General features: G+C 56.5%; 21 protein-coding genes. 10 read left to right on the plus strand and 11 right to left on the minus strand.

Annotated elements, in window-relative coordinates:
• Positions 1–8: 8 nt before the first annotated feature.
• The 9 genes from phoU to HW561_RS05580 form a co-directional block, all read right to left on the minus strand.
• The gene (gene phoU / locus HW561_RS05540) at positions 9–710 is read right to left on the minus strand and encodes a phosphate signaling complex protein PhoU (RefSeq protein WP_176862542.1); all 702 of its coding nucleotides are present in this window, start codon (positions 708–710) and stop codon (positions 9–11) included.
• A 16-nt stretch (positions 711–726) separates the two neighbouring features.
• Positions 727–1,524, minus strand: coding sequence for a phosphate ABC transporter ATP-binding protein PstB (pstB, locus tag HW561_RS05545; protein WP_176862544.1), 798 nt, complete (start codon positions 1,522–1,524; stop codon positions 727–729).
• Between the two features lie 12 nt (positions 1,525–1,536).
• Entirely contained in the window at positions 1,537–2,901 is a 1,365-nt protein-coding gene (pstA, locus tag HW561_RS05550; RefSeq protein ID WP_176862546.1) for a phosphate ABC transporter permease PstA, read from the minus strand.
• Positions 2,898–4,370 carry a phosphate ABC transporter permease subunit PstC gene (gene pstC / locus HW561_RS05555; protein WP_176862548.1) on the minus strand — a complete coding sequence of 491 codons (1,473 nt, stop codon included), beginning with the start codon at positions 4,368–4,370 and terminating at the stop codon, positions 2,898–2,900. Before pstC ends, pstA begins: the two co-directional genes overlap by 4 nt.
• An 80-nt stretch (positions 4,371–4,450) precedes the next feature.
• Entirely contained in the window at positions 4,451–5,506 is a 1,056-nt protein-coding gene (locus HW561_RS05560) for a substrate-binding domain-containing protein (protein ID WP_176862550.1), read from the minus strand.
• Between the two features lie 189 nt (positions 5,507–5,695).
• On the minus strand, positions 5,696–6,748 hold the full coding sequence (locus tag HW561_RS05565) for a sensor histidine kinase (protein WP_176862552.1): 1,053 nt from the start codon (positions 6,746–6,748) through the stop codon (positions 5,696–5,698).
• A gap of 24 nt (positions 6,749–6,772) precedes the next feature.
• Complete coding sequence (locus HW561_RS05570) at positions 6,773–7,306, minus strand: gamma carbonic anhydrase family protein (RefSeq protein WP_176862554.1); 534 nt, start codon at positions 7,304–7,306, stop codon at positions 6,773–6,775.
• Positions 7,303–7,944 carry a guanylate kinase gene (gene gmk / locus HW561_RS05575; RefSeq protein WP_176863634.1) on the minus strand — a complete coding sequence of 214 codons (642 nt, stop codon included), beginning with the start codon at positions 7,942–7,944 and terminating at the stop codon, positions 7,303–7,305. The genes HW561_RS05570 and gmk overlap by 4 nt, the downstream gene beginning before the upstream one ends.
• Before the next feature lie 17 nt (positions 7,945–7,961).
• Positions 7,962–8,852: a YicC/YloC family endoribonuclease gene (locus HW561_RS05580; RefSeq protein ID WP_176862556.1), complete on the minus strand. Its 891-nt coding sequence runs from the start codon at positions 8,850–8,852 to the stop codon at positions 7,962–7,964.
• A gap of 245 nt (positions 8,853–9,097) precedes the next feature.
• On the opposite strand from HW561_RS05580, the gene HW561_RS05585 reads away from it, so the two are divergent.
• On the plus strand, positions 9,098–9,772 hold the full coding sequence (locus tag HW561_RS05585; protein WP_176862558.1) for a PAS domain-containing protein: 675 nt from the start codon (positions 9,098–9,100) through the stop codon (positions 9,770–9,772).
• A gap of 85 nt (positions 9,773–9,857) precedes the next feature.
• Here the strand turns inward: HW561_RS05585 and HW561_RS05590 are convergent, their stop codons facing one another.
• Complete coding sequence (locus HW561_RS05590; protein ID WP_176862560.1) at positions 9,858–11,228, minus strand: class II 3-deoxy-7-phosphoheptulonate synthase; 1,371 nt, start codon at positions 11,226–11,228, stop codon at positions 9,858–9,860.
• Between the two features lie 168 nt (positions 11,229–11,396).
• Here HW561_RS05590 and HW561_RS05595 point away from each other — a divergent pair, with 168 nt between their 5' ends.
• Positions 11,397–12,401 (plus strand): GlxA family transcriptional regulator, encoded by a 1,005-nt coding sequence (locus HW561_RS05595; protein WP_176862562.1) that lies wholly within the window; start codon positions 11,397–11,399, stop codon positions 12,399–12,401.
• Positions 12,402–12,405: 4 nt separating this feature from the next.
• On the opposite strand, the gene HW561_RS05600 is transcribed toward HW561_RS05595, so the two are convergent.
• Complete coding sequence (locus HW561_RS05600; protein WP_176862564.1) at positions 12,406–13,500, minus strand: PQQ-dependent sugar dehydrogenase; 1,095 nt, start codon at positions 13,498–13,500, stop codon at positions 12,406–12,408.
• Between the two features lie 163 nt (positions 13,501–13,663).
• Between HW561_RS05600 and HW561_RS05605 the strand changes: the two genes are divergently transcribed.
• The 8 genes from HW561_RS05605 to HW561_RS05640 all read left to right on the plus strand — a co-directional run bounded on the left by HW561_RS05605 (position 13,664) and on the right by HW561_RS05640 (position 20,830).
• Positions 13,664–14,845, plus strand: a complete 1,182-nt coding sequence (locus tag HW561_RS05605) for an ABC transporter substrate-binding protein (RefSeq protein WP_176862566.1) — start codon at positions 13,664–13,666, stop codon at positions 14,843–14,845.
• 128 nt (positions 14,846–14,973) lie between these two features.
• Positions 14,974–15,762 (plus strand): ABC transporter ATP-binding protein, encoded by a 789-nt coding sequence (locus HW561_RS05610; protein WP_176862568.1) that lies wholly within the window; start codon positions 14,974–14,976, stop codon positions 15,760–15,762.
• A complete protein-coding gene (locus tag HW561_RS05615) occupies positions 15,759–16,601 on the plus strand; it encodes an ABC transporter ATP-binding protein (protein WP_176862570.1) in 843 nt (280 codons plus the stop codon). The genes HW561_RS05610 and HW561_RS05615 overlap by 4 nt, the downstream gene beginning before the upstream one ends.
• Before the next feature lie 449 nt (positions 16,602–17,050).
• Positions 17,051–17,380 (plus strand): hypothetical protein, encoded by a 330-nt coding sequence (locus tag HW561_RS05620; RefSeq protein WP_176862572.1) that lies wholly within the window; start codon positions 17,051–17,053, stop codon positions 17,378–17,380.
• Between the two features lie 218 nt (positions 17,381–17,598).
• A complete protein-coding gene (locus tag HW561_RS05625) occupies positions 17,599–17,952 on the plus strand; it encodes a hypothetical protein (RefSeq protein WP_176862574.1) in 354 nt (117 codons plus the stop codon).
• Between the two features lie 115 nt (positions 17,953–18,067).
• A complete protein-coding gene (locus HW561_RS05630; RefSeq protein ID WP_176862576.1) occupies positions 18,068–19,078 on the plus strand; it encodes a branched-chain amino acid ABC transporter permease in 1,011 nt (336 codons plus the stop codon).
• Positions 19,075–20,388, plus strand: coding sequence for a branched-chain amino acid ABC transporter permease (locus HW561_RS05635; protein ID WP_176862578.1), 1,314 nt, complete (start codon positions 19,075–19,077; stop codon positions 20,386–20,388). Before HW561_RS05630 ends, HW561_RS05635 begins: the two co-directional genes overlap by 4 nt.
• Positions 20,389–20,578: 190 nt before the next feature.
• Complete coding sequence (locus HW561_RS05640; RefSeq protein WP_176862580.1) at positions 20,579–20,830, plus strand: hypothetical protein; 252 nt, start codon at positions 20,579–20,581, stop codon at positions 20,828–20,830.
• Positions 20,831–20,842 lie beyond the last annotated feature (12 nt).

The following is a 20,842-nucleotide window of genomic DNA, read 5'->3' on the forward strand; positions in this document are numbered from 1 at the left end:
CTTGCCTCCTACGCGGTTTGCGATGTGGTGTCGGCCTTGGGCCGAGCTTCGGTCGGACGCTCGCCCGTAACCAGATATACCACCTGCTCGGCGATGGCAGTCACATGGTCGCCCATGCGTTCGATATTCTTCGCGATAAAGTGCAAATGCATGCAGGAAGAAATGTTGCGCGGGTCCTCGGCCATGAAGGTCAGGAGCTCGCGGAACAGACCGTTATACATCTGGTCCACCTCTTCGTCGCGCACAATCACATCGGCTGCCAGTTCGGCATCCCGCTGGATATAAGCGTCCAGAGCGTCACGCAGCATCACCTCAACTTCACGGGCCATACGACGCAGAGCCGCGGCGCTGCCGTTGATCTCACTCGCATTGGTCAGAACCGTGGTCCGTTTGGCAATGTTCTTGGAATAGTCACCAATGCGTTCCAGGTTTGCCGAAACCTTCAGAACCGACAGCACCAACCGCAAATCCCCAGCCGTGGGTGCGCGCAACGCGATCAATCTGGCAGTTTCCTCGTTGATCACGTCTTCCAGCGCGTCGATGGCTTTGTCGCCCTGGCGCACCTGTTGCGCCAATTCCTCGTCACGCGTCTCAAGAGATCGCGCAGCACCCATGATGGCCGCCTCGACCAGACCACCCATTTTCATGATATGGGCCTGAATGGTTTCGAGATCGCGGTCGAAGGCGGATGCAATATGTTGTTCGGTCATGTCTGAATACCTATGCTCAGCCGATCCGGCCTGTAATGTAGCTTTCCGTGCGAGGGTCTACGGGGTTGGTAAAAATCTGGCCTGTTTCCCCGAATTCGACCAAATTACCCAAGTGGAAGAACGCCGTTTTCTGGCTAACCCGCGCAGCTTGCTGCATCGAGTGGGTAACGATCACGACAGAATACTGCTTGCGCAATTCATCGATCAGTTCTTCGACCTGCGCTGTCGCGATCGGGTCCAGCGCAGAACAGGGTTCGTCCATCAACAGAACCTCGGGCTCGGTCGCGACGGCGCGCGCGATGCACAGGCGTTGTTGCTGACCGCCAGACAGACCAGTTCCCGGCGCATCCAGGCGGTCTTTGACCTCGTTCCAGATCGCTGCACGGCGCAGTGATTTCTCAACGATTTCGTCCAGTTCTGCCTTGTTCTTGGCCAACCCGTGAATGCGCGGGCCGTAAGCCACATTGTCATAGATCGATTTGGGGAACGGGTTGGGTTTCTGGAACACCATGCCGACCTTTGCGCGCAGCTGTACCGGATCAACGCGTTTGTCATAGATATCTTCGCCGTCCAGCAGGATGTCGCCCTGCACGCGGCAGATATCGATGGTATCGTTCATCCGGTTCAGGCAACGCAGAAAGGTGGACTTGCCGCAGCCAGACGGACCGATAAAGGCAGTCACTGTCTTGTCTTCGATTTCCACGTCCACGTCTTTGATGGCGTGGGTATCACCATAATAAACCTGAACATCGCTCGCGGCGATCTTGATTGCTTTGGAGTTCACGGTTCTCTCCATCCGAGTCATATCGTTCATTATAGCCCTCAATTACCAGCGGCGTTCAAAGCGGCGGCGCAGGATCACGGCGATAGTGTTCATCGTGACCAGAAACAGCAACAGGATGATGATGCCGCCCCAGGCGCGTTCGTAAAAGGCTGGATCAGCGCGTTTGGACCATTCATAAATCTGCGCTGGCATGGCCGAGTTCGGCGACAAGAAGCCCTCCACAATGCCGTCGGGCGGGTTCGAGGCAATAAAGCCCACCATCCCGATCAACAGCAGCGGCGCGGTTTCCCCAAGCGCCTGCGCCAGGCCGATAATAGTGCCGGTCAGGATGCCCGGTGCGGCCAATGGCAGAACATGATGGAACACCGCCTGCATTTTCGAGGCCCCTACCCCCAGCGCCGCATCGCGGATCGATGGAGGCACCGCCTTCAGCGACGCGCGGGTCGAGATGATGATCGTCGGTAAGGTCATAAGGGTCAACACGAGGCCACCCACCAGCGGCGCCGAAGTCGGCAGGTGCATGTAATTGATGAACACGGCCAGACCCAGAATACCGAAAACGATGGACGGCACTGCGGCAAGGTTCGAGATGTTAACCTCGATGATGTCCGTCAGGCGGTTCTGCGGCGCGAACTCCTCAAGATAGATCGAGGCGGCCACGCCGATGGGCAAGGCCAACGCCAGAACGACCAGCATCATGAACAGCGATCCCAGCATGGATACGCCGATCCCTGCAGCCTCGGGCCGTTGATCAGACGCGTCTGCGCCAAAGATGAAATCGGGATCGAACGCCTTGTACAGCACACCTGCGTCAATCAGTTGATCAACGAAATCCAGCTGCTCAGACGAGATGCTTTTGTCGTTGGCAATCGACGCGCGCGTGACGCGGCCCTTGATGTAACCATCGACGCGGCTGTTCGCCAGAAACCGGAAGCTGACGGTCTTACCAATCTCATCAGGGTTGGCCACCACATAGTTCCGCAGTTTCGCCATGGCGGCCTTGGACAAAATGCCCGCCATCTTCTTGGGCTTCAGATCGGTCTGGATGCCCAGTTTTTCAACTTCGCTTTCCAGAGCGGCTGACACCAGAGGTGCATACCCAAAGGTAGAGACCTTTTTGATGTCATCGATGTTGCGGTTACCCTTCTTATCGAGCTTGCTTTCCAGCAGTGTCACGTCCAGCTCAAGAAAGGTTTGCTGGAACGCCCCCATCCCGGCGGTCACAATATTTGTCACCAGCACGACCAGCATCAGCAAACCGACACCGATCGCGGCGATTCCGTACATCTTGAACCGGCCTTCGGCCGCATTGCGCCGCTTGGTCCGTGGGTCTTTTTCGAACAGCGACCCACCTTTGGGTTTGTCGCTTGGCACCGGAGCATTCGGTGTTTGGGTGATATCGGTCATTCGTACTGCTCCCGGTATTTGCGTACGATATAGAGGGCAAAGATATTCAGCCCCAGAGTGATGATGAACAGGGTCAGACCCAGCGCAAAAGCCACCAGTGTTTCAGGGCTGGCAAAATCGGTGTCACCGGTCAACTGGCTGACGATCCGCGTGGTGATCGTGGTCATCGCCTCAAAAGGGTTGCCCGAGAATTTGGCGATCGCGCCTGCAGCCATCACAACAATCATGGTTTCGCCGATAGCCCGGCTGGCGGCCAGCAGAACCGCCCCGACAATGCCCGGCAGGGCTGCGGGCAGGATCACCTGACGCACAGTCTCGGAATGTGTGGCGCCCAACCCGAGCGATCCGTCGCGCATGGATTGCGGCACCGCGTTGATAATGTCATCCGACAGCGAAGACACAAACGGGATTAGCATGATCCCCATAACCAGCCCAGCCGTCAGAACAGCGTTTGAACTGGCCATCCAGCCGACCCCAAGCATACCGCCATCGCCGAACATGGACACCAGCGCCGGACCAACGGTCAGCAAAGCAAACAGGCCGTAAACGATGGTCGGAATACCCGCCAGAATCTCCAACAGCGGCTTGGCGATGGCCCGCGTGATACCAGAGGCGTATTCCGACAGATAGATTGCCGCGAACAAACCGATTGGCACGGCCACCAACAGTGCGATCACCGAAATGTACAGCGTGCCCCACAGCAGCGGCAGGATTGACAATTCGCTGCCGCCCCGAAAGTTCGGGGCCCAGGTGCTGCCAAAGAAGAAATCCTTCCACGAATGCATCTGAAAGAAATTCATCGTCTCGAAAAGCATCGACAAAACGATGCCCACAGTGGTCAGAATTGCGATAGACGCGGCAAGTAGAAGAAGGGCCAGAATGCCCTGCTCGACCACGTTGCGCGCGCGGAAATCCTTGTGCGTTCGGACATAGGCAAAGGCAGCACCCATCAGCGCCAACAACAGAACCGAAACCTGCATCGCGACAGTACCTGCCGCATTCATCACCCGGTGTTTTTGAGCTGCCAGCAAGATCGGCTTGGTTAAGTCCTGTGTCAAAACCTGCCTGGCGTCTTTCAGCTTTGCAGTAAGCGCATCGACATCGGTGTCTGCATTGCGCGCCTCTTGCTCGGTCAACGCCCCCTTGGCAACGGCGCCATCCAGACCGTCGGCAACACGGCGCACTTCGCTCATGATCAGACCACGGTTTGATCCCTCGGAAATGCTGTCGTCGGGAATGAGGCTCGTGACCGTGCTACTCACGATCATTGGCTGAACCAGTAGCCAGATGACCAACAGTCCCAAGGCGGGGATCAATGACGTCAGCGCGACGTTGTAACCATAGTAGGAGGGCAAGGAATGAAGATCACGGGAATCGCCTCCTGCGCTTGCCAGAGCACGGGATCGGCCGATGAAATAGCCAAGAACGGCCAAAGCCAGCAGGATGAGAAGCAACCAGGATAAAGCCATGTGAACTCCGTCAGAATGGCAGTGGTAGAGTCATTCAGAACCGGGGCGCGTCAATCGCCCCGGTCCTAAAATCTATCGGTTCAAGAGCCGCCACCCAGTGTGGCTTCGTTGGCAACCGCATCCTGAACTTTGACCAGTTCCGGGTCCGAGACCAGACCATATTCAGCCAGCGGGCCGTCGGGGCCTGCGATCTCGTCCGCAACGAAGAACTCGGCATATTCCTTCAGGCCGGGGATCACGCCGATATGTGCTTTCTTGACGTAGAAGAACAGTGGGCGCGAAACGGGGTATTCGCCAGAGGAGATGGATTCGGTCGACGGAACCACATCCGACATGGTCGCAACCTGCAGCTTGTCTGTGTTGTTTTCGTAGAACGCCAGACCAAAGACGCCGATACCGTCCTTGTTGCTGTCGATACGGGCCAGAGCCTCGGTGTAGTCACCGTCGATGTCGACCGAAACGCCATCGGTGCGCAGCGCGATACAGGCTTTCTCGGCCGCTTTCTTCTTGGCCTTGTCGCTGTCGCCCTCGGCTGCTGCCAGATAAGCGTCAAAGTCACCTGTGTGCTCGCACCCGGCCAGGATCACCTTGTCTTCGAACACTTCACGCGTACCGTGTTTGGTACCCGGAATGAATGCCGCGATAGGCTGCGCAGGAAAGTTCGGATTGACTTGATCCCATGTCTTGAAAGGGTTGTCGGCCAGAGCGCCGTCAACGACGATCTGCGCGGACAGAGCTTTGTACCAGTCGTCCGGTGTGAACTCGAACGAGTTGCCGTTGATGTCGCTGGCAAAGACGATGCCGTCATACCCAATCTGAACTTCGATAATGTCGGTCACACCCGCGTCGGCACAAACCTTGATTTCGTTTTCACGGATCTGGCGCGATGCGTTGGCCACGTCGATGGTGTTTTCGCCCACACCTTCACAGAAACGCTTGAGGCCAGCTGAGGAGCCGCCCGATTCAACAACCGGCGTCGGGAAATCAAAGTTCTCGCCGAAGGCTTCGGCCACGATCGATGCATAAGGCAGCACGGTGGATGAACCGGCAATCTGAACCTGATCACGAGCGGCGGCAGTGGTCGCCGATACGGCAGCAATGGCAAGAACAGAGGCCGACAGTTTTACAAAGGACATTTCAGTCTCCTTGACAAAGATTTTAGCTGATCATCCCAATGATGATCCTGAGCAAACCTCTAAGAGGCACGCGTAAGTCTTTTGTGACACGTGTGTAACGGTTTCATGACAAGACTAAAGAAAGTTGCCTGACATTATGCAAAGCTGTCATGCATTAAGGTCAACGCCAGTACTGCGTGATCAGAACGGTCAGTGCTCACCAGCACCGTAGGGCAGGATCACTGTAAACGTTGCGCCCTGGCCCAATTCGCTTTCTACCCGCAATCGGCCCCGATGCCGGTTGACGATATGCTTGACGATGGCAAGACCCAGTCCGGTGCCCCCCAATTGGCGGGACCGATGGCTATCGGCGCGGTAAAACCGCTCGGTCAGGCGTGGCAAATGGACCACGTCGATACCCGGGCCTTGGTCGATGATCTGAACACGCGCCGCTGGACCTCGGACCGCCGCGTCACGCTCAGATAGGGTCAGCACCACATCGACAATGCCGCCACTACTGCCGTATTTGATGGCGTTTTCTACGAGATTGGTGAACACCTGACGCAACTGGTCGCTGTCGCCGATCAGCGACACCGGGTCTTGCGGGGCATTCAAGGACAACGTGACACTCGCATCTTCGGCCAGCGGACGTAAGGAAGTGAGAGTTGATTGCAGCAACTCCGTCAGTTCGAGGTTATTCTTTGGACGAACACGTTCCTCGCTTTCGACCCGGTTCAGAGACAACAAATCCCCCACCAGCCGATTCATCCGGTTGGCCTCGTCCATCATGATCTGCAAAAACCTGTCACGTGCGGCCTCGTCGTCACGTGCTGGCCCCTGCAGGGTTTCGATGAAGCCCATCAAGGCGGTCAGTGGTGTACGCAACTCGTGGCTGACATTGGCGACAAAATCGCGACGCATCTGGCTGGCCTGTTCCAAATGGGTCACATCCTGAAAGATCGCCAGAACCGCCCCGCCCGCAATCTCGCTCATATATCGGCACTGAACTTCAAAGGTCGTATCCTGTGCGCCATCATTGGACAGATGCCGGGTTGTCGAGGACCCTTTATTTCGCAGGCTTTGTTCAATGGTCTCGATGACCTGTGGTTGGCGTAGAATGGTGGCGAAATGGCGCCCTTGTATATTCTGCCCCAACAGCGTTGTCGCGTCGGTATTGGCCGCAACGATGCGTTCTGTCTGATCCACCATCAGCGCGGGCATCGGAACGGCCGAAACAAATTCAGCGAGCAGGTCTTGGGACATAGTCTTGAACTCTGTGAGCTGTTGTTATGGGCTGGTCAAAACCGGCTTCATCGTATCGCGGAACTTGCGCATGTTGTCTTGATAATGCAGCGCGCTGAAAGTGATCCGCTGCGCCGTCGCTTCGTCAATCTGGCGCACAACCTTTCCCGGCGATCCCATGACCAGAGAATTATCGGGGATTTCCTTGTTTTCCGTGACCAAAGCCCCTGCCCCGATCAGGCAGTTCCTGCCGATCTTTGCCCCGTTCAGAATGATCGCACCCATGCCGATCAGGGTGTTTTCCCCAATAGTGCAACCATGCAGCATGACTTTGTGCCCGATGGTGCAATTGGTGCCGATGGTCAACGGATAGCCGTCATCGATATGCATGACGCAGTTTTCCTGCACATTGCTGCCTGCACCTACGCGAATCTCCTCATGATCGGCGCGGATCGTACAGCCAAACCAGACCGAGGCCCCCTGCTCCAGCACCACTTTGCCGATCAAATTGGCATCTGGCGCGACCCAGGTGTCTTGGTGAATCTGCGGTTTGTGTTCGCCAAGGGCGTAAATCGTCATGACAGACCTTCGAATTGGTTTTGCAGGGTCCGAACGTGGTCTTGTAGTCTTGGTTGCTGAATCCGGCGCATCCGTTCAGCGCTGACGATGGTCTTCAACTTTTCTTCGGTCTCGCCCAGATCGTCGTTGACCAGAACGTAATCATAATACCCCCAATGGCTGATTTCGTCCCAGCTTTTGAGCATGCGCTTGCCGATCACGTCCTCACTATCCTGCCCCCGGGTTTCAAGACGACGCTGCAATTCTGTGATCGAAGGTGGCAGGATAAAGATAGACAAAGCATGCTTGCCGAGATCCGAGTTGCGGATCTGCACCTCACCCTGCCAATCCACGTCAAACAAAACGTCCTTGCCCGCATTGATCGACGCGCGCACAGGCCCCGCCGGTGAGCCGTAGAAATTGCCAAAGACGTGCGCGTGTTCCAGCATCTGACCATCGGCAACCTGCTGCTTGAATGCGTCTTCGGTCTGAAAATAGTATTCCCGGCCGTGTTCCTCACCCGGTCGCGGAGCGCGTGTCGTGGCGGAAACCGAAAACTCCAGATCGGAATCCCAGGCCATCAACCGTCGAGCCAAAGTGGATTTGCCCGCGCCCGAAGGGGATGACAAGATGATAAGTAGGCCTCGGCGATCCGCCATGTCTGTCGTTTCCATTCTCATTCCACGTTCTGCACTTGCTCGCGCATCTGATCTATTACTGCTTTGAGTTCCAGACCGACTGAGGTCAGGTCCGCGCTTTGCGCCTTGGAACACAATGTGTTGGCCTCACGGTTGAATTCCTGCATCAGGAAATCCAGCTTGCGGCCAACCGCTCCGTCCTGGCCCAACAGATCGCGCGCAGCTGTCACATGGGCCTTCAGACGGTCAATTTCCTCGGTAATGTCGGATTTGACCGCAATCAAGGCCAGTTCCTGTGCCAGCCGTTCGGCATCGACCCCCTGCGCATTGTCCAGCACACGCGCCAGATTCTCGCGCAGAGCGTCAGCCATCTTGCCCTTGCGCAGTTCCGCAAGCTCGGCGGCTTTGACGGTGAGGGCGGCAACCTGATCAAGCTGGGCGGTCAGAACATCCGCCAGCGCCTCACCCTCGGACCGGCGCATATCGATGAACGCCTCCAATAGCGCTGTGAATTCTGTCGACAGTTGCGCAACCAGCGGAGCGGGATCATCGGCGTCATTGCCTGCGTCCATCATTCCTTTCATCGCCAGCAGATCGGTCGCACGCGATGGGGAAAGAACCACCCCTCTTTCAGCGGCCATCTCTTGCGTTTGCACCAACGCGTCCAATGCCGCAGCCATCCCCGCTTGATTCAGGACCAGCTCTGGCGTTGTTTCATCACGGCTCAGGCGCATGGAAAGGGTCACGTTTCCGCGACTGAGGGATTTGGTCAGCGTTCCGCGCAACGCGGTCTCTAATCCGGTCAGCCATTCGGGGACCCGCAAGCGCATATCCAGCCCCTTGCCGTTCACACTGCGCAGTTCCCACGTCCATCGATGCGGGCCATGCGCCCCCTTCCCCGAGGCGAACCCGGTCATGGATCTGATCATGACTGCCCTTTCTTTCGCTGCCGTCTTTTTGCTTGTTCGCCGCACCTAATGCCATTGGCGGACACAGAGCAAGGCCTTGCTGAGACTGCAATTGTTCTGCAGAAGTTAACCATTCGTTAAAGAATTACTCCAAAATTGTCTTAACCCGTGTCAATCTGACCAAAGCAAAGGCTGTGGGACCGCAAGTATCCTTGATATGTTGCATTTTATGAAAATCGCGGTCGATGGACGTTAGGGTGATGGAAATGAAAACCTTTTTCGGGACTGGTTCCGGGTCAAAATTTGGAAAGATCGTCGCAATGGATCGCTTTGACAGTGGGCGCAGCCTTTCGCCGATCCGCCAGGCCGAGGCATATTGGACTGCTTTACTGACAGGCGATGGAGTGCCGATGCGGTCGCAGGTAGATCCGCGCGGATTAGAGAATGTTCTGGAATACACTTTCATTCTGGAGCGTATCGCCCCCGGGATGGCGCGATTTCGTCTGGCTGGCAGCCACTTGAACAAACTCGCCGGGATGGAGGTCCGGGGGATGCCCCTGACCGCCTTTTTCGAGGCGGACGCACGGGCAGAGGTCAAAGACATACTCGAACAGGTCTTTGCCGCGCCAGCCACGACAGAGCTGGGTCTGGTTTCAACCGGCGCGTTGGGTCGCGCCCGTCTGCAGGCCCGCATGATCCTTCTGCCGTTGAAAAGCGATCTTGGGGATGTAAGCCGGATTCTGGGTGTTATGGTCAGTGATGGCACAATTGGTTCAACACCGCGCCGCTTCTCTGTTTCGGACAAGCGGGTGATGGCGGTATCCGATCTGCAAACACCAGTAAAACCGGCGATGCAGGAAGCCGCAGGATTTGCCGAAGATCAAACCGAATTCAAACGTCCCGCCAGCCACTTGCGGCTGGTCGTTTCACGGGATGAGTAACCTCATAAAAAATTCACGGGATGAGTAACCTCATAAAAAAACGGCGGGCCTGAGACCCGCCGCCCTTACTGTTCTTGCAATTCTATCAGCTTGCTTCGCGCTTCACGCGGTCGCGACGCAGGTTGGTCAGCTCTTCCGCCACGAGGAAAGCCAGTTCCAGTGATTGCGACGCATTCAGACGCGGATCACAAGCGGTGTGGTAACGATCTGACAGGTCCTCTTCGGTCACGGCGCGCACTCCGCCGGTGCACTCGGTAACGTCCAGACCGGTCATCTCGAAATGCACACCACCGGGGACAGTTCCCTCGGCCTGATGCACTCCAAAGAAATCGCGGACTTCCCGCAGAACCGAATCGAAGGGCCGGGTCTTGTAACCGGTCGCCGATTTGATGGTGTTGCCATGCATCGGATCACAGACCCAAGTAACCTTGGCACCCTCTTCCTTGACGGCCTTGACCAGTCGCGGCAGGTGCTCACCAGCTTTGCCCGCGCCGAAGCGGGCGATCAGGGTCAGACGACCCTCTTCGTTTTCCGGGTTCAGCTTGGACATCAGAACTTTCAGGTCTTCTGCCGTGGTTGTCGGACCACATTTCAGGCCGACTGGGTTTTGAACACCGCGGCAGAATTCGACATGCGCCCCGTCAGGCTGACGGGTGCGATCACCAATCCAGATCATATGGCCCGAACCTGCCAACCAGTTGCCGGATGTCGAATCGAGACGGGTCAGCGCCTCTTCGTATTCCAGCAACAGACCTTCGTGGCTGGTGTAGAATTCAACCGAGGAGAATTCATGGGTGGTATCTGCCGTGATACCCGCAGCCCCCATAAAGTCGATCGAATCCTGAATACGATCGGCGATTTCCGAGTATTTCTGAACGTCTTGACCGTCGGCAAAGCCCAGAGTCCAAGAGTGGACATGGCTCATATCCGCGAAACCGCCGGTCGAAAACGCGCGCAACAGGTTCAGCGTCGCCGCCGCCTGCGTGTAGGCCTGCAACATCTTCTGCGGATTCGGAATTCGGGACTCGGGCGTGAAGGCCAGCTCGTTGATGATGTCACCACGGTAGCTGGGCAGTTCCACACCATCCACGATCTCGGTCGGCGTACTGCGTGGCTTGGCGAACTGTCCAGCCATGCGGCCCACTTTGACCACCGGCACCTTGGCACCGTAGGTCAGAACCATTGCCATCTGCAGCATCACCTTGAACGTATCGCGGATCGCATCCGCGCTGAATTGTTCAAAGCTTTCAGCGCAATCCCCGCCCTGCAACAAAAAGGCCTCGCCGCGACCGGCGGCACCCAAATGTTGCTTGAGACGCCGCGCTTCACCTGCAAAGACCAGCGGGGGATATTGCGAAAGCTGCGCCTCGACTTTGGCCAGTGCGGCCGCGTCGGTATAATCTGGCATCTGAACCCGGGGCTTGTTGCGCCAGTTCGATTTTTGCCATTCGGTCATAGCTTGGGTCTCCGCTGATATATTTCAGGTGGTCTCTATACAAAATGCACGGATGAGAGACCATATCCGATTTGCGCCTCTTGACGCAGCAAACAAGCTTTGAGCATGGTGTCGGGCAAACCAAGTGCGACGTATGTGCAGCCGTCGCCGAATCAAGGACAAATCGCCATGCAAGAGCAACGCCAAGTTGTCACAGTGGACGGCAGCACGGACAAGCCCGTCAACTTTGTTTTCGTTCTGTTGGACAAGTTTTCTTTGCTATCATTTGCGTCGGCATTGGACAGCCTGCGCATAGCCAATCGCATGGCTGATCGCACGATTTACACTTGGACACTTGCCGGAGAAGGCGGGGAACTTGTGTCTTGTTCCGCTGGAACCACCTTCAAGCTGGACGCCGATTTGGGAGAGTTGCAACGCGACGAAGTCATTCTTGTCTGCGGCGGCGTCGATGTTCAGGCGGCCACCACCAAGAAAGTCCTGAACTGGTTGCGCCGCGAGGCACGCAAGGGCCTGCGGATTGGCGGGCTTTGCACGGCGGCCTTTACTTTGGCCAAAGCCGGATTGTTGGACGGCAAACGCGCCACGATCCATTGGGAAAACTCTGACAGTTTCGCCGAAGAATTCGACAATGTCGAACTGACCAAATCAGTTTTTCTGGTTGACGGAAACCGGATGACGACCGCAGGCGGAACGTCATCGATCGACCTGATGCTCAAGCTCATAGCTGATGACTATGGCGAAGAGCTTGCCAACGCTGTGGCCGATCAGATGATCTATTCGTCCATTCGGACAGATCAGGATACGCAGCGCCTGTCCACCCCGACGCGCATTGGTGTACGCCATCCCAAGCTTAGCCAGGTTATTCTGATGATGGAGAAAAACATCGAAGAGCCGATCTCGCCTTCGATTCTGGCCAAGGATGTCGGCATGTCGACGCGCCAGTTGGAGCGTCTGTTCCGCCGCTATCTCAGCCGGTCGCCCAAGCGGTACTATATGGAATTGCGGCTGCACAAGGCGCGCAATCTGCTGATGCAGACTGATATGAGTGTCATCAACGTAGCTCTGGCCTGTGGTTTTGCCAGCCCCTCACATTTCTCAAAATGCTACCGGGCGCACTACAACACCACACCCTATCGGGAGCGCGGCGCCCAAGGCGGTCGATTGTCGGTTTGATCTCTCAACCGGGAGTCATTCGGTAAACTGCCCCCTGTCCCACGGAAATGAACCAGATCGAACCGTCCGGTGCCTCGACAATATCGCGGACCCGCTCGGTTTCCCACCCTTTGATCTGTTCAACCTCGCGCAGAGGTGACCCGGCCAAGCGTGCGATATAGTCGAATTTCAGAGAACCGACAAAAATGTCGCCCCGCCACTGGGGCCACAATTTACCGGAGTAAACCAACAGACCGGACGGGGCGATGGATGGGTCCCAATACAACTCGGGCTGCTCCATCCCTGCTTTCGTCGTGCCTTCTCCGATCTTTTGACCCGAATAGTGGGTGCCGTAAGAAATGACGGGCCACCCGAAATTTGCACCTTCGCGTATTCGGTTCACTTCATCGCCACCCTTGGCGCCATGCTCGGACGCCCATAACCGACCACGCGCATCCAATCCGGCGCCCTGAGGGTTTCTATGGCCATAGGACCAGATTTCGGGGCGGATGCCGGGCTGTCCGACAAACGGATTATCGGGCGGAACCGATCCGTTACGGGCAATTCGAATGACGGACCCCATATGGTTCGACCGATCTTGAGCAGACGGCCCGTCACCCCGGTCGCCGATGGTCACGAACAATGTGCCATCGCGCGCCTCGGCCACACGCGAGCCAAAATGGCGCCCTCCTGACCCTCCCGGAGCGGCCTCGAATATCACGCGCAGGTTGGTAAGACGTTTGCCATTCTCAGATAGTCGCGCGACCGCCAGGGCCGTTCCCGCGCCACTCCCTTGAGGTTTGGAAAATGTCAGGAACACCTCTCGGCTACGGACAAAATCCCGCGCGACGGTAATATCCAGCAAACCGCCCTGCCCCGAGGTGGCGACTTTCGGTGCGCCTGACACGCGTTCGCTCTTGCCATTACGGACATGCAGAAGTTCACCGTCACGTTCCGTCACCAGAAAACTGCCATCCGGCAGAATACCAACGGCCCAAGGCGTATCCAATCCACCCACCATCTGAATGACCTGTACCGGTCTAGACGCCGTCTGCAGTGTATCCGCCGAACCCATCCGACCGACACATACCAAAATGAGAATCGTTATGAACCGGATCATCCGTGTCCTCCGTCGATTGATGAACCCCTGTCGCCGCTCGTTCGCTCTAACAAAACAGATAGAATTGAATGCCGCAAAAGCACTTTTTCGTTAGGACTTTTCTTTTCCTGACGGCTTGCCTAGGGTCGTGCGCAGTTTGAAGACCTATTCAGGGAGTAACCTAATGAAAAAGCTGCTTACTGCAACTGCAGCAACCGCACTGCTGGCCGGCACTGCCATGGCCGAAGACGTGAAACTCGGGATTTTGTTCGGCTTCACCGGCCCAATTGAATCGCTATCCCCTGCCATGGCTGCAGGCGCCGAATTCGCGATGAAGGAAGTGAGCGATTCAGGGAAATTGCTGGATGGTTCAACAGTGACACCCATCCGTGCGGATTCGGGGTGTGCAGATAACGCTTTGGCGACAGCCAGCGCCGAACGTCTGCTCGCCGACGGGATCAGCGGTCTGGTTGGGGCCGATTGTTCGGGCGTAACCGGAGCGGTTCTGCAAAACGTCGCCGTTCCCAATGGTATGGTCATGATCTCACCCTCGGCCACGTCTCCCGGCCTGTCAGTCATGGAGGATAACGGCCTGTTCTTCCGCACATCCCCATCGGATGCGCGTGAAGGCGAAGTGATGGCGGATATCCTGAAGGAACGCGGCATCAACTCGATCGCGTTGACCTACACCAACAACGATTATGGCAAGGGTCTTTCCGAGGCGATCAAAAGCTCGTTCGAAGCTCTTGGCGGCGAGATCACCATCGTCGCGGCACACGAAGACGGCAAGGCAGACTATTCTGCCGAAGTCGGCGCGCTGGCCTCGGCTGGTGGCGATATCCTCGTTGTAGCCGGTTATCTTGATCAGGGCGGTCTGGGCATCATCCAGTCTTCGCTGGACAGCGGCGCGTTTGATACATTTGGCCTGCCTGGTGGCATGATCGGCGACTCGCTGCCCGAAAACGTTGGCCCCGATCTGAACGGGTCATTCGGTCAGGCTCCGGGATCGACCAGTGAAGCTGCTGACAACTTCTTTTCAATGGCTGAGGGCGCGGGTTTTGACGGCTCGTCAATCTTCGTGCCTGAATCCTACGATGCGGCGGCATTGATCATGCTGGCCATGCAGGCTGCTGGATCGACTACCCCTGCCGACTACGGCGCAAAGGTCATGGATGTAGCCAATGCTCCGGGTGAAAAGATCTATCCGGGTGAGCTGGCCAAAGGGCTGGAGTTGCTGGCCGCAGGTGAAGACATCGATTATGTCGGAGCCTCAGGCGTTGAACTGATCGGCCCCGGTGAAAGCGCAGGCGCATATCGCGAGATCGAGGTTGTCGACGGCGAGATGAAGACCGTCAACTACCGTTGATTTTAGCAAATCAGCCGTAAGATCAAGCAGCCCGGGACTTGTGCCCGGGCTGTTTCAATGAAAAAAGGCCGCACCTCTTTTGGGGGATGGGAAAACGAAAGCGCCGACAACGGCGGCTAGGGGACTGTATGATCGTCGTCGAGGACGTGCATAAGCATTTCGGCAATTTTCACGCGGTGGATGGGGCATCGCTGGAAATCCAGAAAGGTTCGATCACTGGCCTGATCGGGCCGAACGGGGCTGGAAAAACAACTCTGTTCAATGTGATCGCCGGCGTTTTGCCCCCTACCAGCGGCAAGGTGTTCATGGATGGTGAAGAGATCACCGGCCTGCCCCCGCATGACCTGTTTCACAAGGGCCTGCTGCGCACGTTCCAGATCGCGCATGAATTTTCCTCGATGTCATGTCGCGAGAATCTGATGATGGTGCCCGGTGCGCAATCCGGTGAGGCGCTGTGGAACACCTGGTTTGGACGAAAGCGAATTGCGGACGAGGAACGCGCGCTGCGTGCCAAGGCCGATGAGGTGCTGGAATTCCTCACCATCGAACATCTGGCTGATCACAAGGCCGGTCAGGTCTCGGGCGGGCAGAAAAAGCTGCTGGAACTTGGCCGCACCATGATGGTCGACGCCAAGATTGTGTTTCTGGACGAAGTCGGCGCCGGCGTGAACCGCACCCTGCTGATGACCATCGCCGACACGATTCTGCGCCTGAACAAGGAACGCGGCTATACGTTCGTCGTGATCGAACACGACATGGATTTCATCGGCAAGATCTGCGATCCGGTCATCTGTATGGCCGAGGGCAAGGTCCTGGCCGAAGGCACTCTGGACGAGATCAAGGCCAACGAGCATGTGATCGAGGCCTATCTTGGCACCGGGCTTAAGAACAAAAACAAGCTGGAGGCCCAGACATGACCGCTGGCGCAGGCGATAATCCCTATCAGGACGATCACGGCAACAAGGACGCCTCGATCACCAACACGTCCGGCATGGGCACCATGACACCGGCACATCGCCAAAGTGGTGAAACGACACATGTCAAAGGTGGCCCGTTTCTGATTGGCGACACCATGACCGGTGGTTACGGCAAAGGCCCCGATATCCTGCACGATTGCACCATCGCCGTGGACAGAGGTGAAATCGCCGTCATTGTGGGCCCTAACGGAGCCGGGAAATCCACCGCAATGAAGGCCGTGTTCGGCATGTTGGATGTCCGCGCCGGATCAGTGCGGCTGGACGGCGAGGACATCACCAACCTCAACCCGCAGGATCGAGTGATCCGGGGTATGGGTTTCGTGCCGCAGACGCAGAACATTTTCACCTCGATGACGGTCGAGGAGAACCTCGAGATGGGCGCGTTTATTCGCCGCGACGATATCTCGGACACAATGGAGCAAGTTTACGAGCTGTTCCCGATCCTGCGGGACAAGCGCCATCAGGCGGCTGGGGAGTTGTCCGGCGGTCAGCGTCAGCAAGTCGCCGTAGGTCGCGCGCTGATGACCCAACCCAAGGTTCTGATGCTGGACGAACCGACGGCGGGGGTGTCGCCGATTGTGATGGACGAACTTTTCGACCGGATCATCGAGGTTTCCCGCACCGGCCTGCCGATCCTGATGGTCGAACAGAACGCCCGCCAAGCGCTGGAGATCGCGGACAAGGGATATGTACTGGTGCAAGGGCGGAATGCCTATACCGGCACGGGCAAGGAATTACTGGCTGATTCAGAGGTGCGTAAGAGTTTCTTGGGAGGGTAGTGACCATACGGTTGCAGACGCATTTGGGTAGACATCAGAACAGTTTACAACGTCGGTAGTTCACCCATGATCTCTGACGAAGTAACCAAATTTATTTGTAGCGCAATTGACTGAGGTCTGAGTTGGCAGACGCGACAACGTCGGCGTAACCCATTTTGAAATTTGCATTTTGTCCGTAATGTGGCAGTGGTCACCCCCCTCGATCCAACACGACCTCGAGGTCTCAATTTAAACTATTGTTTTGAATACACCTTAATAGGATGCGGCCGGGATTCTGGCCAAATTCACGAGCCAAAGAATGCCTCTGATCGGCTGTAATGCGGTCACATTGGCCCCCTATCGCCGGGGCCAAGAAGGTATCAACATGTCGGATCGCCCAGTCAGAATTTTGTGGACGCCCGGTGGACCTTCTGAGCCAAAGAACAAAATTGAAATCAGGATAAAACCTTATGAATAAATGGATCTGCGTGGCCATCGCTGCTTTACTCGCCACGTCTGCAACAGCGGAAGAACGTTACTTTGTCTGCGTTTCGGATCGTGATGGCAGCGAAGTGCGCCTCAACCGCGCCGCTGAGGGAGACAAGGGCAGCATCGTAACGCCGCTTATTGAGGGCGATGCCGTCGTTTTCAAAGGCGTTGGCAACATGACTTTCCTGCATATAGAAGGCGAAGATGTCATGACTTTTGTTGTCCACACCGACGACCTGTCATATGACCTGTCGATCAAGGGTCCGCATGCCGGAACCGATCACGGAAAATGTGAAGAAGTCGGCGCTTGATCCATTGATCTGTCTGGCCGGAATTCCATCTAGACAGATCAATTATCTCAAGATTTATCAAGAGGATGTGAGCATGTCCGTCCTCTCCTTTCCTCCCGAAAAACCTTGACTAATTTGTGGGTACGGTCGGCTCAGCTCGGCCGTACCCACTTTTCATGACGCCGCTCTGTTCCTGCGACCCCGCGGGCAGACCGGCAAGAACGACACAAGGTACTTCGATGAAACATCTGATCGCACTGACGCTTGCTCTGGGTCTTCCTTCACTTGCTCTGGCGTCCGACGCCGGCCCTCTGGACGGGGCTAATTTTGTCGTGACCTGCGTCTCGGACGGGGATGGCAGCACCGTGACGCTGGCCCGGTCAGGCGCGACCGACGCCGGGTTTATCGTCACGGATACCATCCGGGGCGAGCCGCGCATCCTGTCTGGGGTCAACTCACTGACATTCTTGCATATCATGGACAAGGACGTGGTCACGTTTGTCGTCGATTTCGATGATCTGAGCTATGATATGGCCACCAAAGGCCAGCATGCTGCGAATGACCGGGGCTCCTGCGATAATCCTATAAGTTGATCCGACTTAAAAACTCTTGTTTTCAAGGGTGAACATGCCAAAAAAGAGGTCACAAATGTTGTGTCTTCTCACACCGCCATGCCATAAGGCCGCACCCGGACAGTGAGAAGAAAAGATGGATCTACTAAACGCGCTTGTTGCGCTTGCAAACTTTGTGCTCGTGCCAGCGATTGCCTATGGCAGTCAGCTGGCATTGGGGGCGCTGGGGGTCACATTGATCTACGGCATCCTGCGGTTTTCCAACTTTGCCCATGGCGACACCATGGCCTTCGGCGCAATGATCGCCGTTCTGGTGACGTGGGGCCTGCAAGCTGCCGGTGTGGGCATTGGCCCGCTGCCGACAGCATTGCTGGCGCTCCCCTTTGCGATTTTGGGGTGCGTGGTTCTGGTGCTGATTACAGACCGGGTCGTCTATCGCTTTTATCGGGAACAGAAGGCCAAACCGGTCATTCTGGTGATTGTCTCGATGGGTGTGATGTTCATCATGAATGGTCTGGTACGCTTCGTCATCGGCCCGGATGATCAAAGGTTCTCGGACGGTGCCCGTTTCCTGATCTCAGCGCGTGATTTCAAAGCGATGACCGGGTTGAGCGAAGGTTTGGCCATCAAAACATCACAGGCGATCACCGTTGTCATGGCCGTTGTCGCAGTCGCGTTGCTGTTCTGGTTTCTGAACAAGACCCGCACCGGAAAATCCATGCGTGCCTATTCCGATAATGAAGATCTGGCGCTGCTCTCGGGTATTAACCCGGAACGTGTTGTGATGATAACCTGGATCATCGTCGCGGCGCTGGCGACAACCGCAGGCGTTCTTTACGGACTGGATAAGAGCTTTAAACCCTTCGTCTACTTTCAGCTTCTGCTGCCGATCTTCGCCTCGGCCATTGTCGGAGGTCTGGGCAACCCGCTTGGGGCCATCGCAGGTGGGTTCATCATCGCGTTTTCCGAGGTCACAATCACCTATGCCTGGAAGAAGGTGCTGACCTATGCCGCGCCCGAAAGCCTGGCACCGTCCAGTTTGGTGCAGTTCCTGTCCACCGATTACAAATTCGCCGTCAGCTTTGTCATCCTGCTGATTGTGCTTTTGTTTAAACCTACGGGCCTGTTCAAAGGGAAAGCGGTATGAGCGAAGCAGCAAAAAATACCCTGCTGTTCGCAGGTGTTGGCGGCTTGATCCTGCTGACAGGATTCACACAGAGCTGGAACTCTGCCATTCTGATCCTGAATATGGGGTTGATCTCGGCCATCATGGCGATCGGGGTGAACCTGCAGTGGGGTTTTGCCGGCCTCTTCAATGTCGGCGTCATGGGGTTTGTCGCGCTGGGCGGTCTGGCCGTCGTACTGGTCTCGACCCCTACAACAGCCGGAGCATGGTCCGCCGGTGGCTATGGCATTGTTCTGGCCTTGTTGCTTGGCGCAGCAACGGTCGTCGCGGCGGTTCTGGTTGCACAAAAGATGCCAAAGGGGCGCGTTCGCACCTTTTCGATCATTGGTATTTTGATCGCCGGGTTCTTTATTTTCCGTGCGGTTTTCGATCCGAATGTCGCTGTGGTTGAGGCGATCAACCCAGCGGTAGAAGGCAACCTTGGCGGTCTGAACTTGCCCGTTCTATTTGCGTGGCCAGCAGGCGGGCTTTTGGCAGCCGGTGCGGCGTGGTTGATCGGGAAGACGGCGTTGGGATTACGCTCGGACTATCTGGCCATCGCTACACTCGGTATCGCTGAGATCGTTATCGCGATCATGAAGAACGAAGACTGGTTGGCCCGTGGCGTGAAAAACGTCTACGGCATTCCGCGCCCTGCCCCGGTGGTCGGGTACGAGATCGACCTGCAAAAAGATCCCGGCTTTGTTGCCCGTGCGGAATGGCTGGGATTGGACCCAGTCACCGCTTCGACTCTGTCGGTCAAGTTGGGTTACTCAGTGTTGTTTTTGGTCGTTCTGCTGATCCTGCTTTGGATGGCGCAGATGGCCCTCAAAAGTCCGTGGGGCCGCATGATGCGCGCCATCCGTGACAATGAGGTCGCCGCCGAAGCGATGGGAAAGGACGTTACCCGCCGCCACCTGCAGATTTTTGTGCTCGGCTCAGCCATTTGCGGGATTGCGGGGGCGATGATGACCACACTGGACGGGCAACTGACACCCAGCGCCTACCAGCCTTTGCGCTTTACCTTTCTGGTGTGGGTGATGGTGATCGTTGGCGGATCGGGGAACAATTTTGGCGCCGTTCTGGGGGCCTTTCTGATCTGGTTCCTGTGGGTTCAGGTCGAACCCATGGGTCTGTGGATGATGAACCTGATCACCTCTGGCTTGCCCGATGGCAGCGCGCTCAAGGCACATCTCATCGAGAGCGCCGCCCATATGCGCCTGTTCACCATGGGTCTTATCCTGTTGATTGTTCTCAGATTCAGCCCAAGAGGGTTGATCCCCGAGAAATAGGTCAAAATCCTCAAAAATATCGAAACCGCGCCGGGATACTGGCGCGGTTTCTTGATTCTTAAGACTATTCTGAATAAACGGGTGCACCGTCTGCGCTTCGGGGCGTGGGTACTTCTGGTGCCCGCTCACACCACCCCAAGCCGTTTGGCAATATCCTTCGCACTCACCCATAAGAGTACATGTACACACAATGAAAACACCTATCGCCAAAGCAATCGTTCTGTTGCCGGTCCTGGCCACCCTGTCGGCCTGTATTCCCTCGCCGAAAGATCTGGAAACCACGCCCATCAAGGTTCAGACACCCAAAGGGGTCGTGACCTGCCAACTCTATCGGCCAAACCGCGTATCATGGGACCGGGCCATCGATTTCCCGGCCACCAAAATGTCGGTACCCGAAGCAGATGCCTACTGCCAGCAGGAAGGTCAGCGTCGCCTGAAGTGATGCGGTCGGCGC

Origin of the sequence: Ruegeria haliotis (assembly GCF_013377785.1) — a bacterium.
GTDB lineage: Bacteria > Pseudomonadota > Alphaproteobacteria > Rhodobacterales > Rhodobacteraceae > Ruegeria > Ruegeria haliotis.

Coding starts and splice junctions, on each gene's coding strand:
- phoU (WP_176862542.1), bottom strand. CDS start 710: ATGACCGAACAACATATTGCATCCGCCTTCGACCGCGATCTCGAAACC.
- pstB (WP_176862544.1), bottom strand. CDS start 1,524: ATGAACGATATGACTCGGATGGAGAGAACCGTGAACTCCAAAGCAATC.
- pstA (WP_176862546.1), bottom strand. CDS start 2,901: ATGACCGATATCACCCAAACACCGAATGCTCCGGTGCCAAGCGACAAA.
- pstC (WP_176862548.1), bottom strand. CDS start 4,370: ATGGCTTTATCCTGGTTGCTTCTCATCCTGCTGGCTTTGGCCGTTCTT.
- HW561_RS05560 (WP_176862550.1), bottom strand. CDS start 5,506: ATGTCCTTTGTAAAACTGTCGGCCTCTGTTCTTGCCATTGCTGCCGTA.
- HW561_RS05565 (WP_176862552.1), bottom strand. CDS start 6,748: ATGTCCCAAGACCTGCTCGCTGAATTTGTTTCGGCCGTTCCGATGCCC.
- HW561_RS05570 (WP_176862554.1), bottom strand. CDS start 7,306: ATGACGATTTACGCCCTTGGCGAACACAAACCGCAGATTCACCAAGAC.
- gmk (WP_176863634.1), bottom strand. CDS start 7,944: ATGGCGGATCGCCGAGGCCTACTTATCATCTTGTCATCCCCTTCGGGC.
- HW561_RS05580 (WP_176862556.1), bottom strand. CDS start 8,852: ATGATCAGATCCATGACCGGGTTCGCCTCGGGGAAGGGGGCGCATGGC.
- HW561_RS05585 (WP_176862558.1), top strand. CDS start 9,098: ATGAAAACCTTTTTCGGGACTGGTTCCGGGTCAAAATTTGGAAAGATC.
- HW561_RS05590 (WP_176862560.1), bottom strand. CDS start 11,228: ATGACCGAATGGCAAAAATCGAACTGGCGCAACAAGCCCCGGGTTCAG.
- HW561_RS05595 (WP_176862562.1), top strand. CDS start 11,397: ATGCAAGAGCAACGCCAAGTTGTCACAGTGGACGGCAGCACGGACAAG.
- HW561_RS05600 (WP_176862564.1), bottom strand. CDS start 13,500: ATGATCCGGTTCATAACGATTCTCATTTTGGTATGTGTCGGTCGGATG.
- HW561_RS05605 (WP_176862566.1), top strand. CDS start 13,664: ATGAAAAAGCTGCTTACTGCAACTGCAGCAACCGCACTGCTGGCCGGC.
- HW561_RS05610 (WP_176862568.1), top strand. CDS start 14,974: ATGATCGTCGTCGAGGACGTGCATAAGCATTTCGGCAATTTTCACGCG.
- HW561_RS05615 (WP_176862570.1), top strand. CDS start 15,759: ATGACCGCTGGCGCAGGCGATAATCCCTATCAGGACGATCACGGCAAC.
- HW561_RS05620 (WP_176862572.1), top strand. CDS start 17,051: ATGAATAAATGGATCTGCGTGGCCATCGCTGCTTTACTCGCCACGTCT.
- HW561_RS05625 (WP_176862574.1), top strand. CDS start 17,599: ATGAAACATCTGATCGCACTGACGCTTGCTCTGGGTCTTCCTTCACTT.
- HW561_RS05630 (WP_176862576.1), top strand. CDS start 18,068: ATGGATCTACTAAACGCGCTTGTTGCGCTTGCAAACTTTGTGCTCGTG.
- HW561_RS05635 (WP_176862578.1), top strand. CDS start 19,075: ATGAGCGAAGCAGCAAAAAATACCCTGCTGTTCGCAGGTGTTGGCGGC.
- HW561_RS05640 (WP_176862580.1), top strand. CDS start 20,579: ATGAAAACACCTATCGCCAAAGCAATCGTTCTGTTGCCGGTCCTGGCC.